The organism is Aliiroseovarius pelagivivens, assembly GCF_900302485.1.
GTDB classification, from domain to species: domain Bacteria; phylum Pseudomonadota; class Alphaproteobacteria; order Rhodobacterales; family Rhodobacteraceae; genus Aliiroseovarius; species Aliiroseovarius pelagivivens.
The window spans coordinates 424,817-447,747 of sequence record NZ_OMOI01000002.1; the positions used below are offsets into that span (position 1 = coordinate 424,817).

19 protein-coding genes are annotated in these 22,931 nt (G+C 58.6%); 10 read left to right on the forward strand and 9 right to left on the reverse strand.

Going from position 1 to position 22,931, the window contains the following annotated elements; genetic code table 11:
- Positions 1–30: 30 nt before the first annotated feature.
- The 4 genes from ALP8811_RS14255 to ALP8811_RS14270 are packed head-to-tail and all read right to left on the reverse strand — an operon-like array spanning position 31 to position 3,898.
- Positions 31–1,059, reverse strand: a complete 1,029-nt coding sequence (locus tag ALP8811_RS14255) for an extracellular solute-binding protein (RefSeq protein ID WP_108857926.1) — start codon at positions 1,057–1,059, stop codon at positions 31–33.
- Between the two features lie 18 nt (positions 1,060–1,077).
- Positions 1,078–1,884, reverse strand: coding sequence for an ABC transporter permease (locus ALP8811_RS14260; RefSeq protein ID WP_108857927.1), 807 nt, complete (start codon positions 1,882–1,884; stop codon positions 1,078–1,080).
- Complete coding sequence (locus tag ALP8811_RS14265) at positions 1,881–2,807, reverse strand: ABC transporter permease (protein ID WP_108857928.1); 927 nt, start codon at positions 2,805–2,807, stop codon at positions 1,881–1,883. Before ALP8811_RS14265 ends, ALP8811_RS14260 begins: the two co-directional genes overlap by 4 nt.
- Positions 2,807–3,898, reverse strand: a complete 1,092-nt coding sequence (locus ALP8811_RS14270; protein ID WP_108857929.1) for an ABC transporter ATP-binding protein — start codon at positions 3,896–3,898, stop codon at positions 2,807–2,809. Before ALP8811_RS14270 ends, ALP8811_RS14265 begins: the two co-directional genes overlap by 1 nt.
- Positions 3,899–4,227: 329 nt before the next feature.
- Between ALP8811_RS14270 and ALP8811_RS14275 the strand changes: the two genes are divergently transcribed.
- The 9 genes from ALP8811_RS14275 to argE all read left to right on the forward strand — a co-directional run bounded on the left by ALP8811_RS14275 (position 4,228) and on the right by argE (position 14,774).
- Positions 4,228–5,505 (forward strand): flavin-containing monooxygenase, encoded by a 1,278-nt coding sequence (locus tag ALP8811_RS14275; protein WP_108857930.1) that lies wholly within the window; start codon positions 4,228–4,230, stop codon positions 5,503–5,505.
- A 21-nt stretch (positions 5,506–5,526) separates the two neighbouring features.
- A complete protein-coding gene (locus tag ALP8811_RS14280; RefSeq protein ID WP_108857931.1) occupies positions 5,527–6,669 on the forward strand; it encodes an aromatic ring-hydroxylating oxygenase subunit alpha in 1,143 nt (380 codons plus the stop codon).
- Between the two features lie 27 nt (positions 6,670–6,696).
- On the forward strand, positions 6,697–7,113 hold the full coding sequence (locus ALP8811_RS14285; RefSeq protein WP_108857932.1) for a RidA family protein: 417 nt from the start codon (positions 6,697–6,699) through the stop codon (positions 7,111–7,113).
- A 4-nt stretch (positions 7,114–7,117) separates the two neighbouring features.
- Entirely contained in the window at positions 7,118–7,792 is a 675-nt protein-coding gene (locus ALP8811_RS14290; protein WP_108857933.1) for a DUF1028 domain-containing protein, read from the forward strand.
- Between the two features lie 31 nt (positions 7,793–7,823).
- Positions 7,824–8,936 (forward strand): aromatic ring-hydroxylating oxygenase subunit alpha, encoded by a 1,113-nt coding sequence (locus tag ALP8811_RS14295; RefSeq protein WP_181363779.1) that lies wholly within the window; start codon positions 7,824–7,826, stop codon positions 8,934–8,936.
- A 9-nt stretch (positions 8,937–8,945) separates the two neighbouring features.
- Positions 8,946–10,442: an aldehyde dehydrogenase gene (locus ALP8811_RS14300; protein WP_108857934.1), complete on the forward strand. Its 1,497-nt coding sequence runs from the start codon at positions 8,946–8,948 to the stop codon at positions 10,440–10,442.
- A 30-nt stretch (positions 10,443–10,472) separates the two neighbouring features.
- The gene (locus tag ALP8811_RS14305) at positions 10,473–11,411 is read left to right on the forward strand and encodes a LysR family transcriptional regulator (protein ID WP_108857935.1); all 939 of its coding nucleotides are present in this window, start codon (positions 10,473–10,475) and stop codon (positions 11,409–11,411) included.
- Positions 11,412–11,507: 96 nt separating this feature from the next.
- Positions 11,508–13,577: an oxidoreductase gene (locus tag ALP8811_RS14310; protein WP_108857936.1), complete on the forward strand. Its 2,070-nt coding sequence runs from the start codon at positions 11,508–11,510 to the stop codon at positions 13,575–13,577.
- Between the two features lie 60 nt (positions 13,578–13,637).
- On the forward strand, positions 13,638–14,774 hold the full coding sequence (gene argE, locus ALP8811_RS14315; protein ID WP_108857937.1) for an acetylornithine deacetylase: 1,137 nt from the start codon (positions 13,638–13,640) through the stop codon (positions 14,772–14,774).
- A 9-nt stretch (positions 14,775–14,783) separates the two neighbouring features.
- Here argE and ALP8811_RS14320 read toward each other — a convergent pair whose 3' ends face one another.
- From ALP8811_RS14320 to ALP8811_RS14330, 3 genes are all read right to left on the reverse strand, one after another.
- Positions 14,784–16,409, reverse strand: coding sequence for a thiamine pyrophosphate-binding protein (locus tag ALP8811_RS14320; RefSeq protein ID WP_108857938.1), 1,626 nt, complete (start codon positions 16,407–16,409; stop codon positions 14,784–14,786).
- 159 nt (positions 16,410–16,568) lie between these two features.
- On the reverse strand, positions 16,569–16,805 hold the full coding sequence (locus tag ALP8811_RS14325) for a DUF6552 family protein (RefSeq protein WP_245924669.1): 237 nt from the start codon (positions 16,803–16,805) through the stop codon (positions 16,569–16,571).
- A gap of 4 nt (positions 16,806–16,809) precedes the next feature.
- Positions 16,810–17,514, reverse strand: coding sequence for an SDR family oxidoreductase (locus ALP8811_RS14330; RefSeq protein ID WP_108857940.1), 705 nt, complete (start codon positions 17,512–17,514; stop codon positions 16,810–16,812).
- 98 nt (positions 17,515–17,612) lie between these two features.
- On the opposite strand from ALP8811_RS14330, the gene ALP8811_RS14335 reads away from it, so the two are divergent.
- Positions 17,613–18,482: a LysR substrate-binding domain-containing protein gene (locus tag ALP8811_RS14335; protein ID WP_108857941.1), complete on the forward strand. Its 870-nt coding sequence runs from the start codon at positions 17,613–17,615 to the stop codon at positions 18,480–18,482.
- A gap of 46 nt (positions 18,483–18,528) precedes the next feature.
- Here ALP8811_RS14335 and ALP8811_RS14340 read toward each other — a convergent pair whose 3' ends face one another.
- On the reverse strand, positions 18,529–19,953 hold the full coding sequence (locus ALP8811_RS14340; RefSeq protein WP_108857942.1) for a calcium-binding protein: 1,425 nt from the start codon (positions 19,951–19,953) through the stop codon (positions 18,529–18,531).
- A 392-nt stretch (positions 19,954–20,345) separates the two neighbouring features.
- Complete coding sequence (locus ALP8811_RS14345) at positions 20,346–22,775, reverse strand: GcvT family protein (RefSeq protein WP_108857943.1); 2,430 nt, start codon at positions 22,773–22,775, stop codon at positions 20,346–20,348.
- Between the last annotated feature and the right edge of the window lie 156 nt (positions 22,776–22,931).

The window sequence follows — 22,931 nt, forward strand, 5'->3', positions numbered from 1 at the left end:
CCGGAAGCCGCCCCTTATCGTCATTAAGACTTACTTTTTCACGTTGGTCCAGATCTGGTCATAGACCGCTTGAGTGGCCTCGTCGCAGACCTCGATGAAGGCGCCCTGACCGGCTGTGGCCGGTGGGTTGGATTCCGGCAAGGTGGCCAGTTCGGGGTCAAGGAAATCGCCCACGCCGCTGACACCTGCGCCATAGCGTGCATAATTCGACACGGCCGAGATGTTTTCCGGCTGCAACAGGAAGTCCATGAATTTCAGCGCATTATCACGGTTAGGCGCGTCGTTCAGCAGCACGACATTATCCATCCAGACCACATAGCCCTGTGTCGGGAACGCATATTGCAGCGATGCTTTTTCCGAGCGCGCCTTGGCACCGAACCCATCATAGATCATGCCAACAGCCACATCGCCCGAGACCAGAACCTCTTTCGCGGTGTCCGAGTTGAAGGACGCCCAATGCGCCTTGGCATTGACCAGCATCTCGTTCAGCGCTTTCAGCTGCTCGCGATCGGTCGAACATTGCGGAATGCCCATGTGAAGCGAGGCCAGCGCCATCACTTCACCCTGGCTGTCCAGCATGTTGATCTTGCCCGAAAGCTCGGCCGGTGGGTTGAACAGGATGTCGGTGGTGTTGATGTCACCGCTGTAAGCTTCGGTATCTACTGAGAACGCGGTGGACCCCCACTGATACGGGATCGAATGCGTGCGGCCCGGATCAAAGGATGGATCGGCCCATTCAGGCGCGATGTTGCCTTTGTTGGCAAGCTCTCCGTCTGCGATGGTGTCCAGCAGACCCTCGCCCGCCATGATCGACACCATGTAGTCACCGGGAACGGCCACGTCATAGGTTCCCATGCCGCCTGCTTTCAGCGAGGCCAGCATCGCCTCGTTCGAGTCATAGGTGTCCATGGTGACGTTAATGCCGGTTTCCGCGGTGAACTTATCCAGCAGCTCTTGCGGCATGTATTCGAACCAGTGATAGACAACCAGATCGCCCTCGGCAGCGGCGGCATTGGCCATCAAGGCCAGCGCCATGGCGGATTGGGTAAGAAGTTTCATTATGTTAGCTCCCTGTTTTTATTTGGTATTGTCCGACTTCGATACGAAGTAGGAGATTGTCACCATCACGATCGACACACTGAGAAGCATGGTCGAGATCGCCATGATGTTGGGCTTGAGGCCCTGTTTCACCGACCCGAAGATCGCCGTGGGGAGGGTTTCGACCCCTGCGCCTTTGACGAAGTTGGTGATGATGAAGTCATCCAGACTGACGATGAACGCCAGAAGGAAGCCCGAGATGATGCCGGGCATCATCAGAGGCAGAAGCACGCGGCGGAAGGCCTGTGCCTTGGTGGCATAAAGGTCCATCGCGGCCTGTTCGAACGTATCCTCGATCCCTTGCATCCGGGCCTGAATGGGCAGGTATGCGAAGGGGATGCAGAACGCGATATGCGCCACGAGGATGGTCAGATATCCGCGTGTGAAGCCGACCGAGTTATAGAAGATCAGCAAAGCGACGGCGGTCACGATCTCGGGCACCATCAGGGGCAAGCTGATCAGACCCAGCGATGCCGTGCGCAGACGGAACTTGCCCCCACGCACAATGGCAGTCGCCGCCGTGGTGGCGATGGTGGTCGATATGGTTGCCGCGACGATCGCGATGGTGAACGAGTTGATCGCCGCCTGTTTGAATTTGCCGCTTTCCGGCCCGACAAACACGTCGACATACCAGCGCAGCGACAAGCCTTCCCACACCGTGATCGATTTCGAGGCGTTGAAAGAATAGACCGTCACGACGACCAGCGGGGCATACAGAATAACCAGGCACAGCAGGGTCATGAACTTGAAGCCGGGATAGGTTTTGACATCGGTCTTGGCACTCATGACACGGCCTCCGCTTTGCGTTGCTGGCGGGCAAAGATCAGAAGGATGATCAAGACCATCGTCAGAAGGATCATCGACGCCGCGGCCCCAAACGGCCAGTTGCCCGCGTTGCCTTTGAACTGTTCCTCGATCAGCGACCCGATCATGAAGTTCTTGGCTCCGCCCAGAAGATCAGGCGCAAGGAAGGCACCAAGCGACGGGACGAACACAAGGATACAGCCCGCAATCACGCCGGGCTTCACAGTAGGCAGAAGAATGCGCCGCAGCGTGACCCACTTGGTCGCGTAAAGGTCAGCCGCCGCCTCGCTAAGCGCGAAGTTGTAGCGCTCGACCGAGGCATAGATCGGCAGCACCATGAAGGGCAGATAGCTGTAAAACAGACCCAACTGCACCGCGAGGTTGGTGTTGATGATATGAAGCGGGCTGTCGATCAGGCCGATATTGATCAGGAAGTCGTTCAGCGGACCTTGGTCGCGCAGCAGAAACTTCATCGACACGGTACGGATCAGCAGGTTCACCCAGTAGGGAATGGTGATCAGGAACACCCACATTGCGCGCGACTTTTCAGGCCGGGTGGCGATGAAATAGGCGGTCGGAAAGCCGATGATCAGCGACAGGATCGTCGCCGCACCCGCCTGCCAGATGGAACGCCAGAAGATCGCGATATAGGTCCATTCGATCTTCGGTGCTTCGTCCCCAAACAGCCCGCGATCAAAGAAGAACTGATCATAGGCGTTCAGCGAGAATTCCCAGATGACGCCCCCACGAAACTCTTTCGTTAGGAAGGAATAAACCAGCATCATCAGGACCGGCGCCAGAACGAAGATGCTCAACACGACCCACGACGGCAGCAAAAGCCAGTTGCGGGCCTCGGCATAGGTGTCGGACGCGGACGACCCTCCGGATGCGGCTCCGCCGGCCATTAGTCGACCAACAGGCGAGCCGAGCCTGCCTCCATATTCACATAGGCTTCAGTTCCGGGATCAAAGATCCGCTTGGTGCCGCGATCCGAATTTGAGGTCCGGACTGTGAAGTTCGGCCCCTCGTTCAGGTCAATGATCGTGGTGATGTCGGTGCCGATAAAGATGTTCTCGACCACGGTGCCTTTCAGGCTTTCCGACTCGGTCGGTTCGTCCGACAGGAACAGACGTTCGGGCCGCACGGACATGTGTACCGTCGATCCCACGCCCACCTCGTCCACCGCGTTGCAGGTCAGCTCGTGACCGCCGCCCAAGTGGCAGACGGCACGGCCGTCATTGATCGCATCGACCGAGACTTCCAGCAGGTTGGTTTCCCCGATGAAGTCCGCCACGAACATGTTGCGCGGGCTTTCATAGATGTCTTTGGGTTCGCCCAATTGTTGCATGCTTCCAGCCGACATCACTGCAATGCGGTCGGACATGGTCAGGGCTTCTTCCTGATCATGGGTCACGAAAATAAAGGTAATGCCGGTTTCACGCTGAATGTGTTTCAGCTCGATCTGCATGGCTTTGCGCAGCTTCAGATCCAGCGCGGACAGCGGCTCGTCCAATAGCAAAACTTTGGGCGAGGGCGCCAGCGCACGGGCCAGCGCCACACGTTGCTGCTGACCACCCGACAGTTGCGACGGCTTGCGCGCGGCAAACTGCGTCAGCTGTACAAGATCCAGCATCTCGCCAGCCTTCTTGCGCGCATCGGCTTTCGACGCACCACGCATTTCAAGCCCGAAGCCCACATTGTCCAGGACTGTCATGTGCGGGAACAGCGCATAATTCTGAAAGACGGTGTTCACCGGGCGTTGGTGCGGGGGAAGGGTCGCGATCTCGTCGCCATACAGGAAGATGGCGCCTTCGGTCACATCCTCGAACCCAGCGATCATGCGCAGAAGCGTGGTCTTGCCGCAGCCTGAAGGGCCAAGCAGGGTGAAGAATTCGTTGTCGCGAATCCCAAGCGAGATCTTCTGAAGCGCCGTGAAATCGCCATAGCGTTTCACCGCATCGCGTACGTCCACCGCGATCTGGGTGTCGTCATTCATTGTGATCTCTCCGTTCTGTGGGAAATCCAAGTGTCTGCAAAGCTGTCGAGTCCCCCGATGGGGGATTGATATGTCCGCGCATGTTGACCTCCGAGTCAGTGTCAAAAGGCTAGAAGCCGCGCGGCTTCGTAAAAATACGTATCTTGCGAAGTTTGGCTTAGGCTTAACCTTTTCAAACCCTCCGAACATTAGCCATTGCCTAATCATGGCTGACACAGAACGTTCTTTTCTGTGGGTCCCATCCTGCCAAAGTAGAGCGGTCGCCGAACAAGGCGTGCCCGGCCATTGCGGCTGCGCCGACTCGGCATTCATACGAAAGGACCAGACACATGCCCGTTGAAACCATTGATACGCTTGTTGTTGGCGCCGGCCAGGCTGGAATTGCCGTAAGCGAACACCTTGGGAACAGTGGCGTGCCGCATCTGATTCTGGAAAAGAACCGCGTGGCCGAGGCTTGGCGGTCAGGGCGTTGGGACGCGCTGGTGACGAACGGGCCTGTTTGGCACGACCGCTTCCCCAGCCTTGAATTCAAGGGCAATGACCCGGACGAATTTGTGACGAAAGACCGCGTGGCGGACTATCTGGAAGAATATGCGCAGATGGTAAACGCCCCGATTCGTACCGGAATCGAGGTACTGAAAGCAGAACGACTGCCCGATCAGGCCGGCTTCCGGGTTGAAACGTCCGAAGGCGTGATCGAGGCAAAACGGATCGTCGCCGCGACCGGCGCCTTCCAACATCCGGTGATCCCGCCCATCGTGCCGGAAACGGCCGGGGTTAAGCAGATCCATTCGTTCCATTACAAGAACCCATCCCAGCTCTCGGATGGGGCGGTAATGGTTGTCGGTGCGGGATCATCGGGTGCCCAGATCGCGGACGAGCTGAACCGCGCGGGTCGCAAAGTTTTCTTGTCCGTTGGGCCGCATGACCGCCCACCGCGCCGCTATCGTGGTCGCGATTTCGTCTGGTGGTTGGGCGTGCTGGGCCTGTGGGACATGGCCGCGCCGAATCCGGGGACAGAACATGTAACGATCTCGGTCAGTGGTGCCTATGGCGGGCAAACGATGGATTTCCGCCGTCTGGCAGGCGAAGGTGTCACCCTGCTTGGTCTGACCGAGGGTTTTGACAACGACACGCTGACCTTCCGCGACGATCTGCAAGCCAATGTGGCCGCTGGTGACGCGAATTATAACGAGATGCTAGACGCCGCCGATGCCTATGTCGACCGCACAGGGCTGACCCTGCCCGAAGAACCCGAAGCGCGTCAGGTGTTCCCCGATCCGGACTGCCTGAGCAATCCCATCCGCTCGGTCGATCTGGCCAAAGAAGGGATCACGACGATCATCTGGGCCACCGGATTCCGGCAGGATTTCGACTGGATGAAAATCGGTGGATTCGACGACAAGGGCGCGCCGATCCATCAGCGCGGCGTGTCGGTCGAGCCGGACGTCTATTTCCTTGGTCTGCCGTGGCAGTCACGCCGTGGATCGACCTTCCTGTGGGGGGTCTGGCACGACGCCAAGCACGTGGCGGATCAGATCGCGACCCAGCGGGCCTATCTGGATTACGACGGCCAAGCGGCTGTTGTGTCCTCGGCTGCAGAATAAGCTCAACGAGAAGGAACTCCGATGGCAAAAGACCACATCGACCCGGTAGAGGAACTTCGTCAGAACACGGCCCAGCCGTTCGAGCAAGCCCATGCCATGCCGCCCTCGGTCTATACGTCCGACGAGTTCCTGAACGAGGAACTGGAACACATCTTCTCGAAAGATTGGTTCTGCGTAGGTCGGGCGGATGCGCTGAAGGAACCGGGTGCCTACACTACCTGTGAACTGGCAGGCCAGCCAGTTCTGGTCATTCGTGATCGCGACGGCGAACTGCGCGCCATGTCCAACGTGTGTCTGCACCGCATGTCCACGCTTTTGCACGGAAACGGCAAGACGCGCGCCATCGTCTGCCCCTATCACGCTTGGACCTATAATCTGGACGGCAGCCTGCGCGGCGCCCCTGCGATGACCTTGAACGAGGGATTCTGCAAAGATCAGTACCAATTGCCTCAGGTGAAATGTCAGGAATGGCTGGGCTGGGTGTTCATCACCCTGAACGCCGACGCCCCCGACGTGTCCGATCAGCTTGCCCAAGTCGAAGAGATGATCGCGGGCTATGACATGACCAATTATACCGAGGCGTTCTATGAAGAGCACGTCTGGGACACCAACTGGAAGGTGCTGGCCGAGAACTTCATGGAAAGCTATCACCTGCCCGTTTGCCACTCGGGCACGATCGGCGGGCTGTCAAAGCTTGAAGATATGATCTGCCCGCCGGGCCTGCCCGCCTTCAACTATCACACCATCCTGAAGGATGAAGAGCTGCGCATCGCGATGGCGCACGCGAAGAACGACCGCCTGAAAGGCGAGGAACGGCGCACCACCTATTTGCTGGCGATCTATCCAAGCCTGCTTATTACGCTGACGCCGGGCTATTTCTGGTATCTATCGCTGCATCCCAAAGGACCGGGTCAGGTGCTGATCCGTTTCGGAGGCGGCATGTCGAATGATTTCGCCGATGATCCCGATATCGACCAGAATTTCGCGGACCTGAAGGCGCTTCTGGATGACGTGAATGTCGAAGATCGCGGCTGCACCGAGAAAGTGTTCAAAGGGCTGTCATCCGACCGCGCCGTGCCCGGACATCTTAGCCATCTGGAACGTCCCAACTATGACTTCGCCCAATATCTGATGGCACGCATCAACGCCGGTCGCGGCAACTGACCCAACATCTCACATAAGGGACGCCAAATGGCCCATACCCGTATTCGCAAGTTCAACACCTCGGACACCTACCCCGAACAAAATCTGGACAACGACCTGTGTCAGGCCGTGGTCACGCAGGGCGGCAAAACCGTCTATCTGCGCGGCCAATGCCCGCAGAACCTTGATGACGCGGTCAATATCGACAGCCACGACCCGGTCGAACAGACCCACAAGGTGATGCAGAACATCCGCCAGCTGATCGAAGAAGCTGGTGGCGAGATGGAGCATCTGGTGAAGGTGGTAGTCTATATCACCGACGTTCGCCACCGCGAGGCCGTCTATCGCACCATGGGCGAATATATCAAAGGCGTGTACCCCGTCTCGACCGGGTTGGTGGTGCAGGCATTGGCGCGGCCGGATTGGCTGGTCGAAATCGACGGCACCGCCGTCATTCCGGAGTGACACGATGACCTTTTCACTGGTGGCGCGCTGCGCCGAAACGGGCATGTTTGGCATTGCGATCTCGTCGTCATCCCCTGCGGTGGCGGCGCGTTGCGCTTATGCCCGCGCGGGTGTGGGGGCTGTGGCATCGCAGAATGTGACGGATCCGATGCTAGGACCGCTGGCACTGGATCTCATGCAGGGCGGCATGTCCGCATCCGAAGCGATCGCGGGCGTGAAAGATCTGGGTCGGTTCATCGAATACCGTCAGGTGCTGGCCGTCGACAAAAACGGCGCGACCGCAATCCATTCTGGGCCGAACAGCCTTGGAATTTGGACGCAGGCGCAGGGGCCGGATGTGGCCTCGGGTGGGAACCTTTTGGCCAATGACGGCGTGCCGCAAGCCATTGTTGATGGATTTCTGGCCAGCTCGGGCCATCTGGGCGACCGGCTGATTGCCGCAATGCGCGCAGGCCTCGCGGCTGGTGGCGAAGCTGGCCCAATCCATTCGGCAGGCATGATGCTGGTCGACAAGGTCGCATGGCCGGTCGCCGACTTGCGCTGCGACTGGACCGAGGACTGTCCAATCGAAAACATCGCCACCGCGTGGGAAATCTATAAGCCGCAGCTGGACGCCTATGTCCAACGCGCGCTCGACCCGCGCGAGGCGCCGTCCTACGGCGTACCCGGCGACGAATAACCCAAGACCGCAACAGGAAACGGAGGGCAAAGTGGGTGATTTGAGAACGAAGCTTCAGGAGTTGGCCGCCTTGCCGGCCGACCGGCCGATGTGCATGCCGGGTGCATTTTATACCAATCAGGCCCAGTTCGAACACGAGGCCGCCACCGTATTGCACAACGGGTGGCATTGCCTTGGTCGCGCGGACGAAATCCCTGAACCAGGTGACTTCTTCACCGTAAAACTTCTGACCGAACCTTTGATCGTCATACGTGGCGATGACGGGGATGTACGCGTGCTGGCCAATGTCTGCCGTCACCGGGGCATGCCGTTGGCCGAAGGGCGCGGAAACGTGAAGCGTTTCGTGTGTTCGTATCATGCCTGGACCTATGGCCGAGACGGGGCGCTTTTGCGGGCCGCGCGGATGGAAAACGCCGGGTTCGACACTAAGAATTGTCGTCTGCATGGGCATAATGTGCATCTGTGGAACGGGTTCATTTACGTCAATCTAGACACTTATGCGGCCCCGTTTGATCACCCGGATCTCGACGGATTGCTGGCTCCTTACGAAACCGAGAAGTTCCGTTTGGTCCACGTAGCCGAAGAGAACTGGCTTACCAACTGGAAGTGCCTCGTCGAGAATTTCATGGAAGGCTACCACCTGTCCGTAGTCCATCCTCAAACCTTGCATGGCTACACCCCCACGGGGTTGGCGCGCAAATTGTTGGCCGGCTATGACTTCACCTCGTATGCCGCAAACTACCCCGCGACGATCCCCCCTCGCGGGAAAGGGGCTGACGGGCTGAACGACGACGAACGCATGCGCTCGACCCTGTTTGCGAAGTTCCCGACCCAAGTTGCCAGCCAAGCGGCCAGTCTTTTGGTGTCGCTCAGTATTTTCCCGCTCAGTGCGGGGGAAATCCGTGTGAAGTGGACCATGTCCGTCTATGGCGACGATCTGGAAGACGAAACCATCACCGCCCGCATCAAGCTGTGGGAAGAGGTCAACCGCGAGGACCGCGAAAAGCTTGAGCGCATGCAGGTGGCCTTGGGGTCCGAGCACGCGCTTGAGGGGCCGCTTGCAGGGGATGACTACGAAGGAACAATCCGCGATTTCCAAATCTGGCTAGCGCGGCAGGACAGCGCCATCGTGGCCGCCCAATAGGAGAGAGAAATGCTTGACCACACCCTAGAAGACTGGCGCAACCGCGCGGCTCAGATTTCCTTCCGCAACAAGGCCTTCATCGACGGCAAATTCGTTGATGCCGTGTCGGGCAAGACCTTCGACAGCATCAATCCGGCCAATGGGCAGGTGCTGGCGCAGGTGGCCGAATGCGACGCGGCGGATGTAGATCTGGCCGTGGCGGCCGGCCGGCGCGCGTTCGAGGATGGGCGCTGGTCGCGTATGGCGCCGGGGGATCGCAAGGCAATACTTCTGAAGCTGGCCGACTTGATCCGTGCGAACCTGTACGAAATGGCGCTTCTGGACAGTCTGGACATGGGCAAGCTGGTAACCGATGCGGTCACCGTAGATGCCCCCGGTTCAGCCCATTTCTTCCAGTGGCACGCAGAAGCCATCGACAAAATCTATGACGAGGTCGCCCCGACAGGCCCCGGCGATCTGGCGCTGGTCAGTCGCGTGCCCTTGGGCGTAATCGGCGCAGTAACTCCGTGGAACTTTCCCTTGGACATGGCCACATGGAAATCAGCGGCGGCGCTGGCAGCTGGCAACTCGGTCGTGTTGAAGCCGGCTGAACAATCGCCCCTATCCGCCTTGCGGCTGGCCGAACTGGCGGCTGAGGCTGGCGTCCCTGACGGTGTCTTCAACGTGGTGCCCGGCTTTGGACAAACAGCGGGCCAGGCGCTGGGCTTGCATATGGATGTGGACTGTCTGGCCTTCACCGGCTCGACCATGATCGGCAAGAAATTCATGGAGTATTCCGGCCAGTCGAACCTGAAACAGGTGTGGCCGGAAACGGGTGGAAAATCCCCCAACCTAATCTTTGCCGATTGCGAGAATTTGGACGCAGCTGCCGACATGGCCGCCTTTGGCATCTTCTTTAATCAGGGCGAAGTCTGCTCGGCCAATTCGCGGCTGTATGTGGAACGCTCGATCAAGGATGCGTTCGTCGAAAAGATGATCGCACGAGCCGAAGGAATGCAGCCGGGCGATCCGTTGGACCCCGCCTCGAAAATGGGCGCCATTGTCGACGAGAAGCAGACCGAGGGCATCATGCGCTTTGTTGAAGGCGGCAAGAAAACCGCCAATCTGGTGGCAGGGGGCGAACGCGCTTACGTGGACGGCAAGGGCTGTTTCGTGCCACCCACCATCTTTGCTGACGTCGCCCATGACGATCCGCTGGCGCGAGACGAGATTTTCGGCCCGGTGCTGTCGATCATCCCGTTCGACAGCGAGGACGAAGCCGTCACCATGGCCAATGACTCGGTCTATGGGCTGGCAGCATCGGTTTGGACCGACAACCTAAGCCGCGCGCTGCGTGTGTCGGACAAGCTGTTTGCCGGAACCGTTTCGGTCAACACCGTCGACGCGCTGTCCGCGCAGACTCCCTTCGGCGGCATGAAACAGTCGGGCTTTGGCCGCGATCTGTCCTTACACAGCTTCGACAAATACACCGCGTTGAAGACCACATGGATCAAGTATCAGTCTTGAACCATTTGAACCGTAAGGCATAATCGCACGATGGCTTTGCGGTTCACTCTTCGTCAGTTGGAATACTTCGTCGCCGTCGGCGAGGAAGGCTCGATCTCGCACGCCAGCGAGCGGGTGAATGTGTCGTCGCCGTCGATCTCGGCCGCGATTTCCCAGCTAGAAGACGAATTCGGCTTGCCGCTTTTCGTACGCAAACACGCGCATGGGCTGAGCCTGACCCAAGCGGGCCGACAGTTCATGGCGCAAGCCAAGCAGGTGTTGCAGGAAGCGGATGCCCTGAACCGGCTGGCGGGCGATATCTCGGGCAATGTGCAGGGGCCGCTGAACATCGGTTGCCTTGTGACCTTCGCGCAGGTGCTTTTGCCCGCGATTCGGCGTCAGTTTGAACTGAAATACCCGGATGTCCGCGTCAGCCAGATTGAAACCGACCAGCTGAACCTGATCGAGCAGCTGCGCCGGGCGCAAATCGACGTGGCGTTGTCCTATGACCTCGAGATCCCGCCGGATCTAGAATTCGTGCCGCTTCGCTCGCTCCCCCCCTATGCAATGGTGCCCGAAGGCCACCCCCTTGCCCGTCAGAACGAGGTCGAGGTGGCCGAGCTTCTGGATTATCCGATGGTCCTTTTGGACCTGCCGCTCAGCAGCAACTATTTCCTCAGCTTCTTTGACCAAACAGGTCGCAAGCCCCGCATTGTCGAACGTACGCGGGACATGGCGGTGATGCGGTCGATGGTGGCCAACGGGTTTGGCTATGCAATCGCCAATATTAGACCCTATTCCGACCTGTCTCCGGACGGGCGGCGGCTGGTGTTTATCCCTTTGAAAGGGGAACAGCGCCCCATGCGACTGGGCCTGATTGTCCCCGAAGGCGCGCGCAGTGTCTTGACGGTGAACGCCTTCATTGACCACGCCGCGACAGTAATCCGCGACTGGAATTATCCCGGCAGCGCCATCCCACCCAAGAGTTAAGCACAGCCTAAGCCGCGCTTTCACAAGCACGACTTTAGCCTAACCCAATCATCTGTCACGCTGGCCCGATAACACCATCCTGACAGGAGATGAAACGTGCGCGATCCTCGCTATGACATTTTGTTCGAGCCCATGAAAATCGGGCCGGTCACAGCCAAAAACCGCTTCTATCAAGTGCCCCACTGCAACGGGGGTGGCTATCGCGATCCGTCTGCTGCTGCGGCGATGCGCGGGTCCAAGGCCGAAGGCGGTTGGGGCGTCATTTTCACCGAGCAGTGCGAGATGCACCATACCTCTGAAATCACGCCATTTATCGAGCTGCGCCTGTGGGAAGACAAAGACATTCCGATGCTGCGCAAAATGTCCGATACGATGAAAAGCAACGGGGCGCTTGCGGGCATTCAGCTTGCCTATTCCGGCGTAAATGGCCCGAATCTGTACAGCAAAGAGGTTCCGCTGGCCGTGTCCGCCCAGCCGATCCGCACCTTCACCAACGACCCGGTTCAGGCGCGTGCTTTGGACAAGCAGGACATCAAGGATCTGCGCCGCTGGTTCGTGAACGCCGCCGTACGATCGAAAGACGCCGGGTTTGACCTGATCTGCCTTTACGGCGCGCATGGGTTCGGCATTTTCCAGCACTTCCTTAGCCGCGCCACCAACCACCGGACGGATGAATATGGCGGCTCTCTGGAAAACCGCTCGCGCTTCGTGAACGAAGTGATTTCTGACATCAAAGACGCCGTGGGCGATACGATGGGGATCACCCTGCGTGTCAGCTTGGATGAGACCATCGGTGATCTTGGCTTTTCCAACGCCGAGGTGCGCGAGTTTGTCGAGATGAACAAAAACCTGCCCGATCTTTGGGATCTGGCGCAGGGCACGTGGGAGGATTGCTCGGGCCCGTCGCGCTTCAAGGAAGAAGCCGCGCAGGAACAGCTGGTCAAAGGCATTCACGAGCTTACGGACAGGCCCATCGTTGGCGTCGGGCGCTTCACCAGCCCTGACGTGATGGCCAAGATGGTCCGCACTGGCACGCTGGACTTCATCGGATGCGCCCGTCCGTCCATCGCGGATCCATTCCTGCCCAAGAAGGTCGAAGAAGGCCGGATCGAGGACATTCGCGAATGTATCGGCTGCAATATCTGCATCACCGGCGACATGACCATGTCGATCAGCCGCTGCACCCAGAACCCCACCTTCATGGAGGAATGGCGCAAAGGCTGGCACCCCGAACGGATGAACACCAAAGGCGACAGCTCGAACGTGCTGGTGGTTGGGTCCGGTCCTGCGGGCCTCGAGGCCGCGCGTGCCCTGTCCGAACGCGGCTATGACGTGGCGATGGCCGAGGCCGGCACCGTCATAGGTGGTCGCGTCACCCGTGAACGCACCCTGCCGGGCCTGTCGGCTTGGGGCCGTGTTGTGGATTACCGCGAATACCAGATCAGCCAAAAACCGAATGTCGAAACCTATTTCGACAGTGAGCTCGATGCGGAAAGCATCCTTGAGTTCGGGTTCGAGAATGTCTGCATCGCCACCGGAGCCAAATGGCGCCGCGACGGGGTCTCGCGCCAGCATGTGGTGCCCTTCCCGACCGATGCCGCCATGCCGCTGTTCACGCCCGACGACCTGATGGACGGGGCCAGCCCCTCGGGCCATGTGGTGATCTATGATGACGACCACTATTACATGGGTGGCGTGATGGCCGAGCTTTTGGTGCAGAAGGGGTGCAAGGTCACGCTGGTCACACCTGCCGCTTACGTCAGCGAATGGACACTAAACACGCTAGAACAGCACGAAATCCACCGCCGTCTGGTCGAGATGGGCGTGACAATCGAGCTGAACCGCGGCGTCACGGCCATCGGCAAGGATTGCGTGGAAACCAACTGCACGTTCACCGATCAGCGTCGTCCGATTGAATGCGACGGGGTGCTTCTGGTGTCTGCAAAGTTGGAGAACAACAGCGTCTACAACGACCTAAAAGCACGTCAGGCGGACTGGGCCGATGCCGGGATCAAGTCGGTCAAACTGATTGGAGACGCTCAAGCGCCCGGCCCGATTGCCTGGGCAACCTATGCCGGCCACCGCTATGCCCGTGAACTGGACGGAGAGGATATCGGCGACGCCCTACCCTTCCGCCGCGAAATCACCGAGCTGGCTGTGGACTGATCGCACCTGTTCCTTTGCCCACAGATCGGTCAGGATACATGCCGAAACGAAGGAGGCACAATGAGCCGCACAATTGAGATTCTTGAGCGGCTGATCGCCTTTCCGACCGTCAGCAAAGACAGCAATCTGGATCTGATTCGCTATGTGCAGGACCTGCTGCAAAGCGCCGGGTTCGCTTTGGTGCGCATCCCATCGCCCTGCGGTCAGAAGGCCGGGCTTTTTGCCCGAATCGGGCCTGAACTTGGCGGCGTTTGCCTGTCCGCGCATACGGATGTGGTTCCGGTCGATGGGCAGGAGTGGTCTAGCGACCCGTTTGCCCTGACCCAACGCGGGGATCGCCTGCACGGGCGGGGCACGACGGATATGAAGGGGTTTCTGGCCTCGGCTCTTGCGATGGCGGAACGTGCCGCGCGTGCGCCCCTGACAGAACCGCTCAGCCTTGCGATTTCCTATGACGAAGAAATTGGCTGTGTGGGCATACGCCAGATGATGCCGACGCTGGCGCCCCTTCTGGGCAATCCGCGCGCAGTGATTGTGGGCGAGCCGACCTCGATGCAGGTGGCGACGGGTCACAAGGGCAAGGTGGCGCTGAAGGTCACATGCCACGGGGAAGCGGGTCACAGTGCGCTGGCGCCCGAATTCACCAACGCCCTGCATGTCGCCGCAACGTTCATCGACGAGGTCCGCGCGCTTCAGGATCGGTTGGCTAAGGGCGCGACGGATACGGCCTATTCCATTCCCTATTCCACCGTCCATATCGGGCGTATGACCGGAGGTCGCGCACTGAACATTGTGCCGGATTTGGCAGAGTTAGAGATGGAATACCGTCATCTGACGCAAACCCCGGCGTCCGAGATTCTTTCCGATCTGACCGATATCGCCGAGCGTGTCGGCGCATCGTTCAACACCCCGACGGGTGTCGAGATCACACAAACCAATGCCTATTACGGGCTGGAAACGCCCATCGATGATCCGGTCATCAATTGGGCGACTCAGATGGCGAACACTCCCGACACCACCAAGGTCGCCTTCGGCACCGAAGCAGGTTTCTTCGCCGCCGAAGGGCTTGCGACCGTGGTGATCGGACCCGGAGACATGGCGCGCGACGGCCACAAAGCGGACGAGGGGGTAGACCTGTCCGAACTGGCCGCCTGCGACGCGATGATGGACCGGATCCTGACCGATCTCAGTGCGTAAACGCCCGGGTTAGATCCGCATCCGCGGCACGTCGTTGGGATCAAGTCGCAGCTCGATCAACAAGGGTTTCGTGCGTGTATCAATCGCAGTGATCGCGCTTTCCAACGTCTCGACGCTGTCCACATAGATACCCTGCCCGCCCAGCGCGGTGCCGATCTCAGCGAAGGATGGCCAGTCGAACATCGACAAGCCCGGATCCATCTTGCGGTCGAGGAACTGGATATGCTCGGCCCCATAGGCGCTGTCATTGGCGACGATCACGACCAGATCCTGCTTCATGCGCACGGCTGTGTTGAACTCGTTGATGCCACCCATCATGAAGCCGCCATCCCCGGTGAACAGCACTACAGGGCGGTCCTTCACGGCAAACCCCGCGCCAATGGCCACCTGAAGCCCCAGCCCGATCGAGCCGAAGTTGGTCGTGGCGATGAAGCTTTCCGCATCGGGGGCGGCGACACGGCACCAGACCTCGGTCATGAAGCGGCCGCCATCGGTGGTCAGGAAGCGATCCTTGGGAAGTGCTGCATCTAGACGATCCAGCGCGTACTCGAAATTCACAAAACCGGGCGCGGATTTGTCGGGGTTGCCTTTAGGGTGCGCGGTCAGAGCATCGATATCCAGCTCGGCGGTGAAGCCGCTGGGGGGGATTTCGGCCTCGTCCAGCCACCAGACGATATTGTCCGCCGTCAGCCCGGCATCCGCCACCAAGGCCGCGTCCGGGTGATAGTTTTTAGAGACTTCCGTCACCGTGTCATTCACTTGCACCACGCGTTTGCCCTTCATCAAGGCGCCCTTGTCGGTGGTGAAGTGATGCAAGGACGTACCGAAGGCCACAACACAGTCGGCCTTGGCGATTGCTTCATAGGCAGCCGGGGTCGACAGCGTTCCGAAGATGTCGATGTTGAACGGATGGTCATTGAACATCCCCTTGGCTTTCAGCGTGGTCGCCAGTGGGGCTTCCAGACGGTCGGCCAGTCGCTTGATCTGATCCACGGAGTCCTTGGCACCGATACCGGCCAGAATGATCGGGCGCTTCGCACTGGCGATCATGCCGATGGCTTCGTCCAGATCATCGCCTTCGGGCACATGAGCCGGGGCGCTGAAGGCGGGGAAGACATGCTTTTCGTGGGTCACTTCTTCCCACATGAAATCGGCGGGCATGTTCAACACGATGGGCCGCTTTTCGACTTCGGCGCGATAGATCGCATGCGCCACGTCATAGGATGCGGTTTCCGGCGACCGCATCTGTTCAAACCCCGCGCCGGTGATCTTCACCGTCTCGCGCTGGTCGATGTTCTGCAGGTTCTGTGGGTTGGCCACAGCCGTATCCCCGGTCAGAAGGACCATCGGCACGCGCCCCCGCACGCCTTCCGTCAGGGCGGTGACGCAGTTGGTCAGGGCCGGGCCGTGCGTGACCGTGGCGATGCCGACACTGCCGGACACGCGGCCATAGGCCAGCGCCATCAGAACGGCACTGCCTTCAAACGCAACGGGGACGAATTCGCCGCTGCATTCGCGGACATAATGATCGACCATGAACAGGTTCGCGTCGCCCATCAGGCCAAACATGGTGGTGTGATTGTGATCCACCAGCGACTGGGCGATGGATTGATATACATAAGCTGAGGCGCTCATCTATTGGACTCCCTTAGATGGACCGGCGTCAGAAACTGGCCGGTCTCACTTCTATTCTGGGTCCCTATGTATGTGCGCTAACATGACGAGGTCCACTGTTTTCTTGCAAATGAAACGATCGGACGCGACGTGAAGAACCAGTTCCTTGCCGGCATTGCCCTAGCCGCTGACCATTCCGGCAATCATCGCGCCCAAGGCGACAAGGTGAACCAGCATCAAAGCCTTGTCATTCCACAGCGCCCCAACAGCGAACCAACCGACAACGCCGACCAGGAACAGATAAAGGTTCCACGGGGTCCAGCCAAACCCCGTGGCGGTGTACCCCATGATCTGGATGGCCGATGCACCCCATTTGACGGCGAATACCAGCCGCTCGCGCGATGGTTCTGCGATCATCACATCAGACGGCACGGGTCAGACCTCCGTCAATGCGTAGGTTCTGCCCGGTCATATACCCCCCATTCTCTGATGCCAGAAACGCGATCAGAGATGACACTTCATCCGCACGGCCATACCGCCCCATTGGGATGCGTGCCTTGCGGTCCTCGGTCTCGGGCAGGCTGTCGATGAAGCCGGGCAAGACGTTGTTCATGCGGATGTTTTCTGCCGCGTATTTGTCGGAAAACAGCTTGGTGAAGGCAGCCAACCCGGCGCGGAACACACCCGAGGTCGGGAACAGGGGATCAGGCTCGAACGCTGCGAAGGTCGAGACATTGATGATCGCGCCACCGCCCTGTTTCTGCATCAAAGGCGTGACCAGCCGGGTCGGACGGATCACATTCATCAGGTACACTTCCATACCTTGATGCCAATCGTCATCGCTTATGTCCAAGACCGGACCTTTCGGGCCATGTCCGGCCGAATTGACCAGCACGTCCACCCGGCCCCAGCGGCTTTGCGCACCTTCGACCAGTTCGGTCAGGGCGTCATTGTCCAGATTGGAACCTGTCACGCCAAACCCGCCGAGTTCCTGCCCCAAGGCTTCGCCTTTGCCCGAGGATGACAGGATCCCGACCTTGAACCCATCCGCTGCAAGCCGGCGTGCCGTATCGGCGCCCATTCCGCTGCCACCGGCCGTCACAAGTGCTACTTTTTCTACTGACATATCAGTCTCCTTCATCGCTTAGACCTAAGATATTGGCCCCAAAGCGTCAGCGCGAACGAGATTTGATCTTCTTTGGCAATAGAATTACTATTGTCAGCATGGCCGATCTTCCTCCCCTCAACGGGCTTCGTGCATTTGATGTTTCCGGTCGCCGCCTAAGCTTTCGGGCTGCGGCGGACGAGATGGGCGTCACGCAAGGCGCCGTGGCGCAGCAGGTGCGTCAGCTTGAGGCACATCTGGGCGTCATTCTTTTTGACAGGTTGCCCAAGGGACTGGCTCTGACCCCTGCCGGGCGAAGCTATCACAGCAGGATTTCAAGCGCTTTTGACGAGCTGCGATCGGCCACGGCCCAGCTGAAACCCGAACCCGGCAAGGTCTTGATCAGCGTCACGCCGACCTTCGCGTCGAAATGGCTGATCCCCAACCTGCCGGATCTGGCGGAAAAGCACCCCGACATTGATCTGCGGATTCTTGCGACAGAGAAAGTATCGAGCTTTCACAGCGATGGAATTGACCTTGCGATACGCCAAGGGGAACCTCCGTTCGGCGCAGCACTGAATGCCACACTTCTGTTCAAGCGGGATGTGATCGCGGTGGCCGCGCCAAGTTTGATTGACCGCACCGACGCCGAACTTGATCCCAAGGCGCTGTCACAGCTTCCGAAAATTCACGACACCCATGATCTTTGGCCAAGCGTCTTGGCTGGACTTGGGATCAAGGAACAAAGCCAGCGGCACCTTCGGCTTAGCCAAACGGCGCTTGCGGTCGACGCCGCGATCTCGGGTCAGGGTGTGGCACTGGTCAATCGATTTCTTGCGGTCCGGGATCTCGACGCTGGGAAGCTTGTTGAAATCGGCCCACTGCCCGCGGTCACGGCGCAGGATTTCTATCTTCTGTCGATGCGAAAACCCGCACCTACCGCCGAGGTGAACGCCGTGATGAACTGGCTGACATCGCAGGCCAGATAAGCGTAGCGGGCCGCACACAAAAGCACGGCCCGATCAGTGTCATCATCTAGAACAAGAAGTCGGTTGTATCCAAGTCGTTGAGGCTGACGTCAACCAACGTGACCTTGTTGCTGCCAACCTTGATCACAACATTCGTCCCAACTTGCGTGGCATGGTTGTTCATCAGGTCGTTATAGCCCGTGATGCCCGACACCCCGCTAAAGTCGATCTTCTCATCGGAATCAAACGCATTGAAATCGTTGATGCGGTCTTTGCCGAACTGGCCTTTGAACACGAATGTGTCCGAGCCTGAACCGCCCCACATTTTGTCATTTCCCTGATCACCATTGATGGTGTCGTTGCCACCGTTGCCGCGGATAGTGTCTTTCCCTGCGCCACCGAACAGAACGTCACCTAGTGAATTGCCATTGATGGTGTCGTTCCCTTTGTTCCCTTTCAGGGTATAGGAGTAATTGCCAGCGCCCGATAAAACATTGTCCCCGTGGCTGCCAATGACCGTCGAGCCGTTATACGCGACGACATTCTCGATCGAAATCAGTTTGTCGCGTTCGGTGGTGTCGGCATAGACATACCCTTTGGTCAGGTTAATGGTATGAAAACTAGAAAGGCCCTGTCCATGGAATGTGTCAGTTCCGCTTCCACCGTTGAAGGTGTGTTTGTTGTTTGGCCCTGTCCCTTCAGTCTTGTAGAAATAGTCATCGCCAGCACGGCCAAGGAAAGTATAATGGTCACCGAAATCTGAATAGAAATAGTCAGTGTAGTCACTGCCTTTGAACTTTTCGATACTTGATATGGTATCGGTTCCTGTGCCGTCCCAGACCTTGTTGGTATCAATGACTACCGTGATCGAAGAAGTCGAATTGCTGTAGTCAGCGGTGTCAGTTCCCGATCCGCCATTCAAGATGTCGGCGTCGCGCCCGCCGTCAAGTATATCATTCCCAGCGCCAGCATTAATGGTGTCAGTCCCAGCACCAGTCATAATGATGTTTTTCCCGCTGGTCCCTGTAATATTGTCATTCCCGTCTCCCGTCAGGATGTTTTCGAAATTGACAAAAGACTCTCCAGCCCAGTTCGTGGCCCCGGTGACCATGTTGACGGTATAGCTAAGGCTCACAAGCGACGTATCAAGCCAGTCAACCCCACTTCCACCATCTAAAAGTTCATTCACACCAAACCCGGCTTTGATATAGTCATTGCCGGAACCGCCGTAATACTCACCAGTACCACTTGAGTAGATCGTGTCATTGCCGCCGCCACCTTTGGCCACGTTGAACCCTGTATTTGTGGGGCCAGCGTCAATAAAATCATTCCCAGCGCCGCCGATCATAAGATCGGCCCCTTCGCCGCCAAATATCCTGTCATTCCCTCCAAGACCGCGAATGGTGTCATTCCCGCCCTTGCCTTTCAAAATGTCTTTTGCCTGAGTGCCGATGATGGTCTCATTGGCATTTGTTCCGATAATCTTTGCCATTATTCCAATCCTCCAAAACAATTGGACAGACCGTCAGAGATGCGAAGATGCACCTGAAAATCAGTTGGCCTGCAGTCTTAAATCGAGGGATCACGTGCCCGGTTAAATCGCGGTCGGGCGGCTCAAATACGTATAGGTGATCCCAATAGTGCGTAAAGATTAACACAAATCCGGTTCAATTTTGATTGTCCTTAAGGCGATATTTTCCATCCAGCTCGGAATTGAGGGGCTGGATCTCGGCGGTTTCATCTCCGTCACTCTCTATTTGCACGATGCGCCCGGGCCCAGCACGAGGCTGCAAGGTATGTCGTCCAAGTTCTGGAACGACATAAGTCGGGCCTCTATCTTACTCCAAATTCCTCCTGCCTTCAGATCCTCATCCCGGTTTTCGGTCACGCTCGTGGGCGCAGGTTGTCCGGATCATAGGCACAGGTGTCGATCACTTCGCCCTCGCGCAGTTCGTTGTGGATCTTGACCTGAAGCGTCGTGCCGGGTGCGGTCAGCTCTGACGGAACCAGCGCCATGGCGATGTCATGCTGGCAAAAATACGAGAACCCGCCCGAGGTCACCCGCCCCACGATCTGGCCATTATGATAGACTGCTTCGTGCGCGATCACCGATGTCTCGCGGAAGGGCAGTTTCAGCGTGACTAGTGTCTTATATCTGCCGTCTTTCTTTTGCCGCAGCAGAGCGTCCTTCCCGATGAAGTCCCGGTCGTTCAGGGCGACGAAACGGTCCAGACCGGCTTCGAAGGGGGTCATGTCCTTGCAGATCTCGCGGTTGATCGCGCGATAGGATTTCTCAAGCCGCATGCTTTCCAGCGCCGACGCCCCGAAGGGACGCACGCCAGCCTTTAAAAGTAGATCGACAATGTGGCGGTTGTAGTTGACGGGATGGTGAATTTCCCAGCCGAGCTCTCCGGTATAGCTAACCCGCAGCAGGCGCACGCCTTTGGCATAGCCGACCTCGCCGATCTGGGCCGTCAGCCACGGGAAGGCTTCGTTGGATAGGTCGTTGTCGGTCAGCGGCTGCAGGATGTCCCGCGATTGCGGACCGGCCAGCGCGACCACGCCGTATTGCTCGGATACATCCTCGATCACAACCGAGCCATCTTTGGGAAGGCGCTTGGTCAGCTCGTCCCAGTTATAGACCTGCCCGTTGGGGGTCGAGACCAGATAGAACGTGTCCTCGGCGTCGCGCACGATGGTGTATTCGGCGTCCATGCCGCCGCGGTCGTTCAACATCAGAGACAAGGTCATCCGCCCCACCTTGGGCAGCTTGTTGGCCATCAACCCGTCCAACCACGCCGCAGCACCCGGCCCACGCACCATGAACTTTGTCATGGGCGACATTTCGATGAAGCCGGCTTGCTCTCGGGTCGTCTTCACCTCGTCGGTGACGTGGTCCCAAGCGTGGGTTTGGCGGAAGGAATGCACCGGAATTGCGTCCTCGGGCGAGGGCGCGAACCATTTGGGGAACTCATAGCCATTATAGGTCGTCCAGACCGCCCCTTTGGCAGTCAGCAGATCATAAGATCCAACCGTGCGCATGGGCCGGGCCGAGGGGAAGTCCTCGCCGGGAATATGCGCGTGCATGTGGTTGCCCCACGTCTCGCGCACCTTGTCCATGGTCCAACGTTTCGAGGCATAGTCTCCGAACCGGCGCGGATCGAGCTCGGACATATCAATTCCGGGCTGTCCGTTCAGGATCCACTGCGCCAGTTGATTGCCAACGGTTCCGCCCCACAGGATGCCACCCGGCATGCCCTCGGCCAGCCACAGGTTTTCATGCCCCGGAGCCGGTCCAGCCAGAGGCAATTCGTCGGGCGTCATCTGGAACGGGCCACGGGTGTTGGCCTTGATGCCAACCTCGCCCAACACTGGCACACGTTCGATGGCGCGTTCCCACTGGGTTTCCACCGCATCGAAGTCCTCGGGCAGAAGGTCCGCGCCAAATTCGGGCGGCACGCGGTCCACGGCGAAAAGCTTCAGATCCTTCTCGAACTCATAGGGACCAAACTGAAGGCCGCCCGTATCTTCGCGCAAATAAGCGCCGTAATCCTCGTCCCGCAGGATCGGATACTCGGGCAAGCCCTGCTGTTTGCGGTCGATCAGATGCGGCACTGTTTCGGTGGTCCAGTATTGGTGCACGATCGGGATACAAGGCAGGTCCATACCCACCCGTCGGGCATTTTCGCGCGCGTAGTTCCCGGTGGCGAAGATCAGGTGTTCGCAGGTGATTTCGCCTTGATTAGTGACTACTTTCCACAATCCGTTCTCGAGCTTCTCATAGCTCTGAGCCTCGGTATTCTGGTACACTTTGGCGCCTGCATCACGGGCCAGCTTGGCCATGGCTTGCGTGATGTCGGCAGGATTCACATAGCCATCTTCGGTGTGGAGGATGCCACCCTGAATGCTGTCGCTTTGGTTCAAAAGCGGATGCACCTCGGCGACCTCTTCGGGGGTCAGCAATTTGCAGGGAACACCTGCGGCCTCGGCCACGGACAGATAGCTTTGGAATTCGTCCCAGCGTTCAGGCGTGTTTGCCACGCGCAGCTGCCCGACCTTTTTCAGACCGACCGACATGCCCAGCTTCTTCTCGACCTCGGTATAGATGCGGATCGTTTCCAGCGTCATTTTCGAGACGTTGTGAGACCGTACAAAGGTCACAAGCAGCCCCGCCGCGTGCCAGGTGGATCCCGCCGTTAGCTGCGTGCGCTCCAGCATGACCGCATCGGTGCACCCGTGTTCAGTCAGCCCATACAGGATCGAGGCGCCAACACAGCCGCCCCCAACAACAACGACCTTCGCATGAGACTGCATGGGATCCCTCCGGCTCTAAATTCCTCTTACGTTGTACCGTAGAGCCTAACCACAGGCCGACTTTTCTGAAAACGACACCTGCGCGTCGGTCAAATGACCCGGAGAACCCGCCTGAGTTCACAGACGAGGCAAAGGTAGTCGGCAAGAGGAATCCTG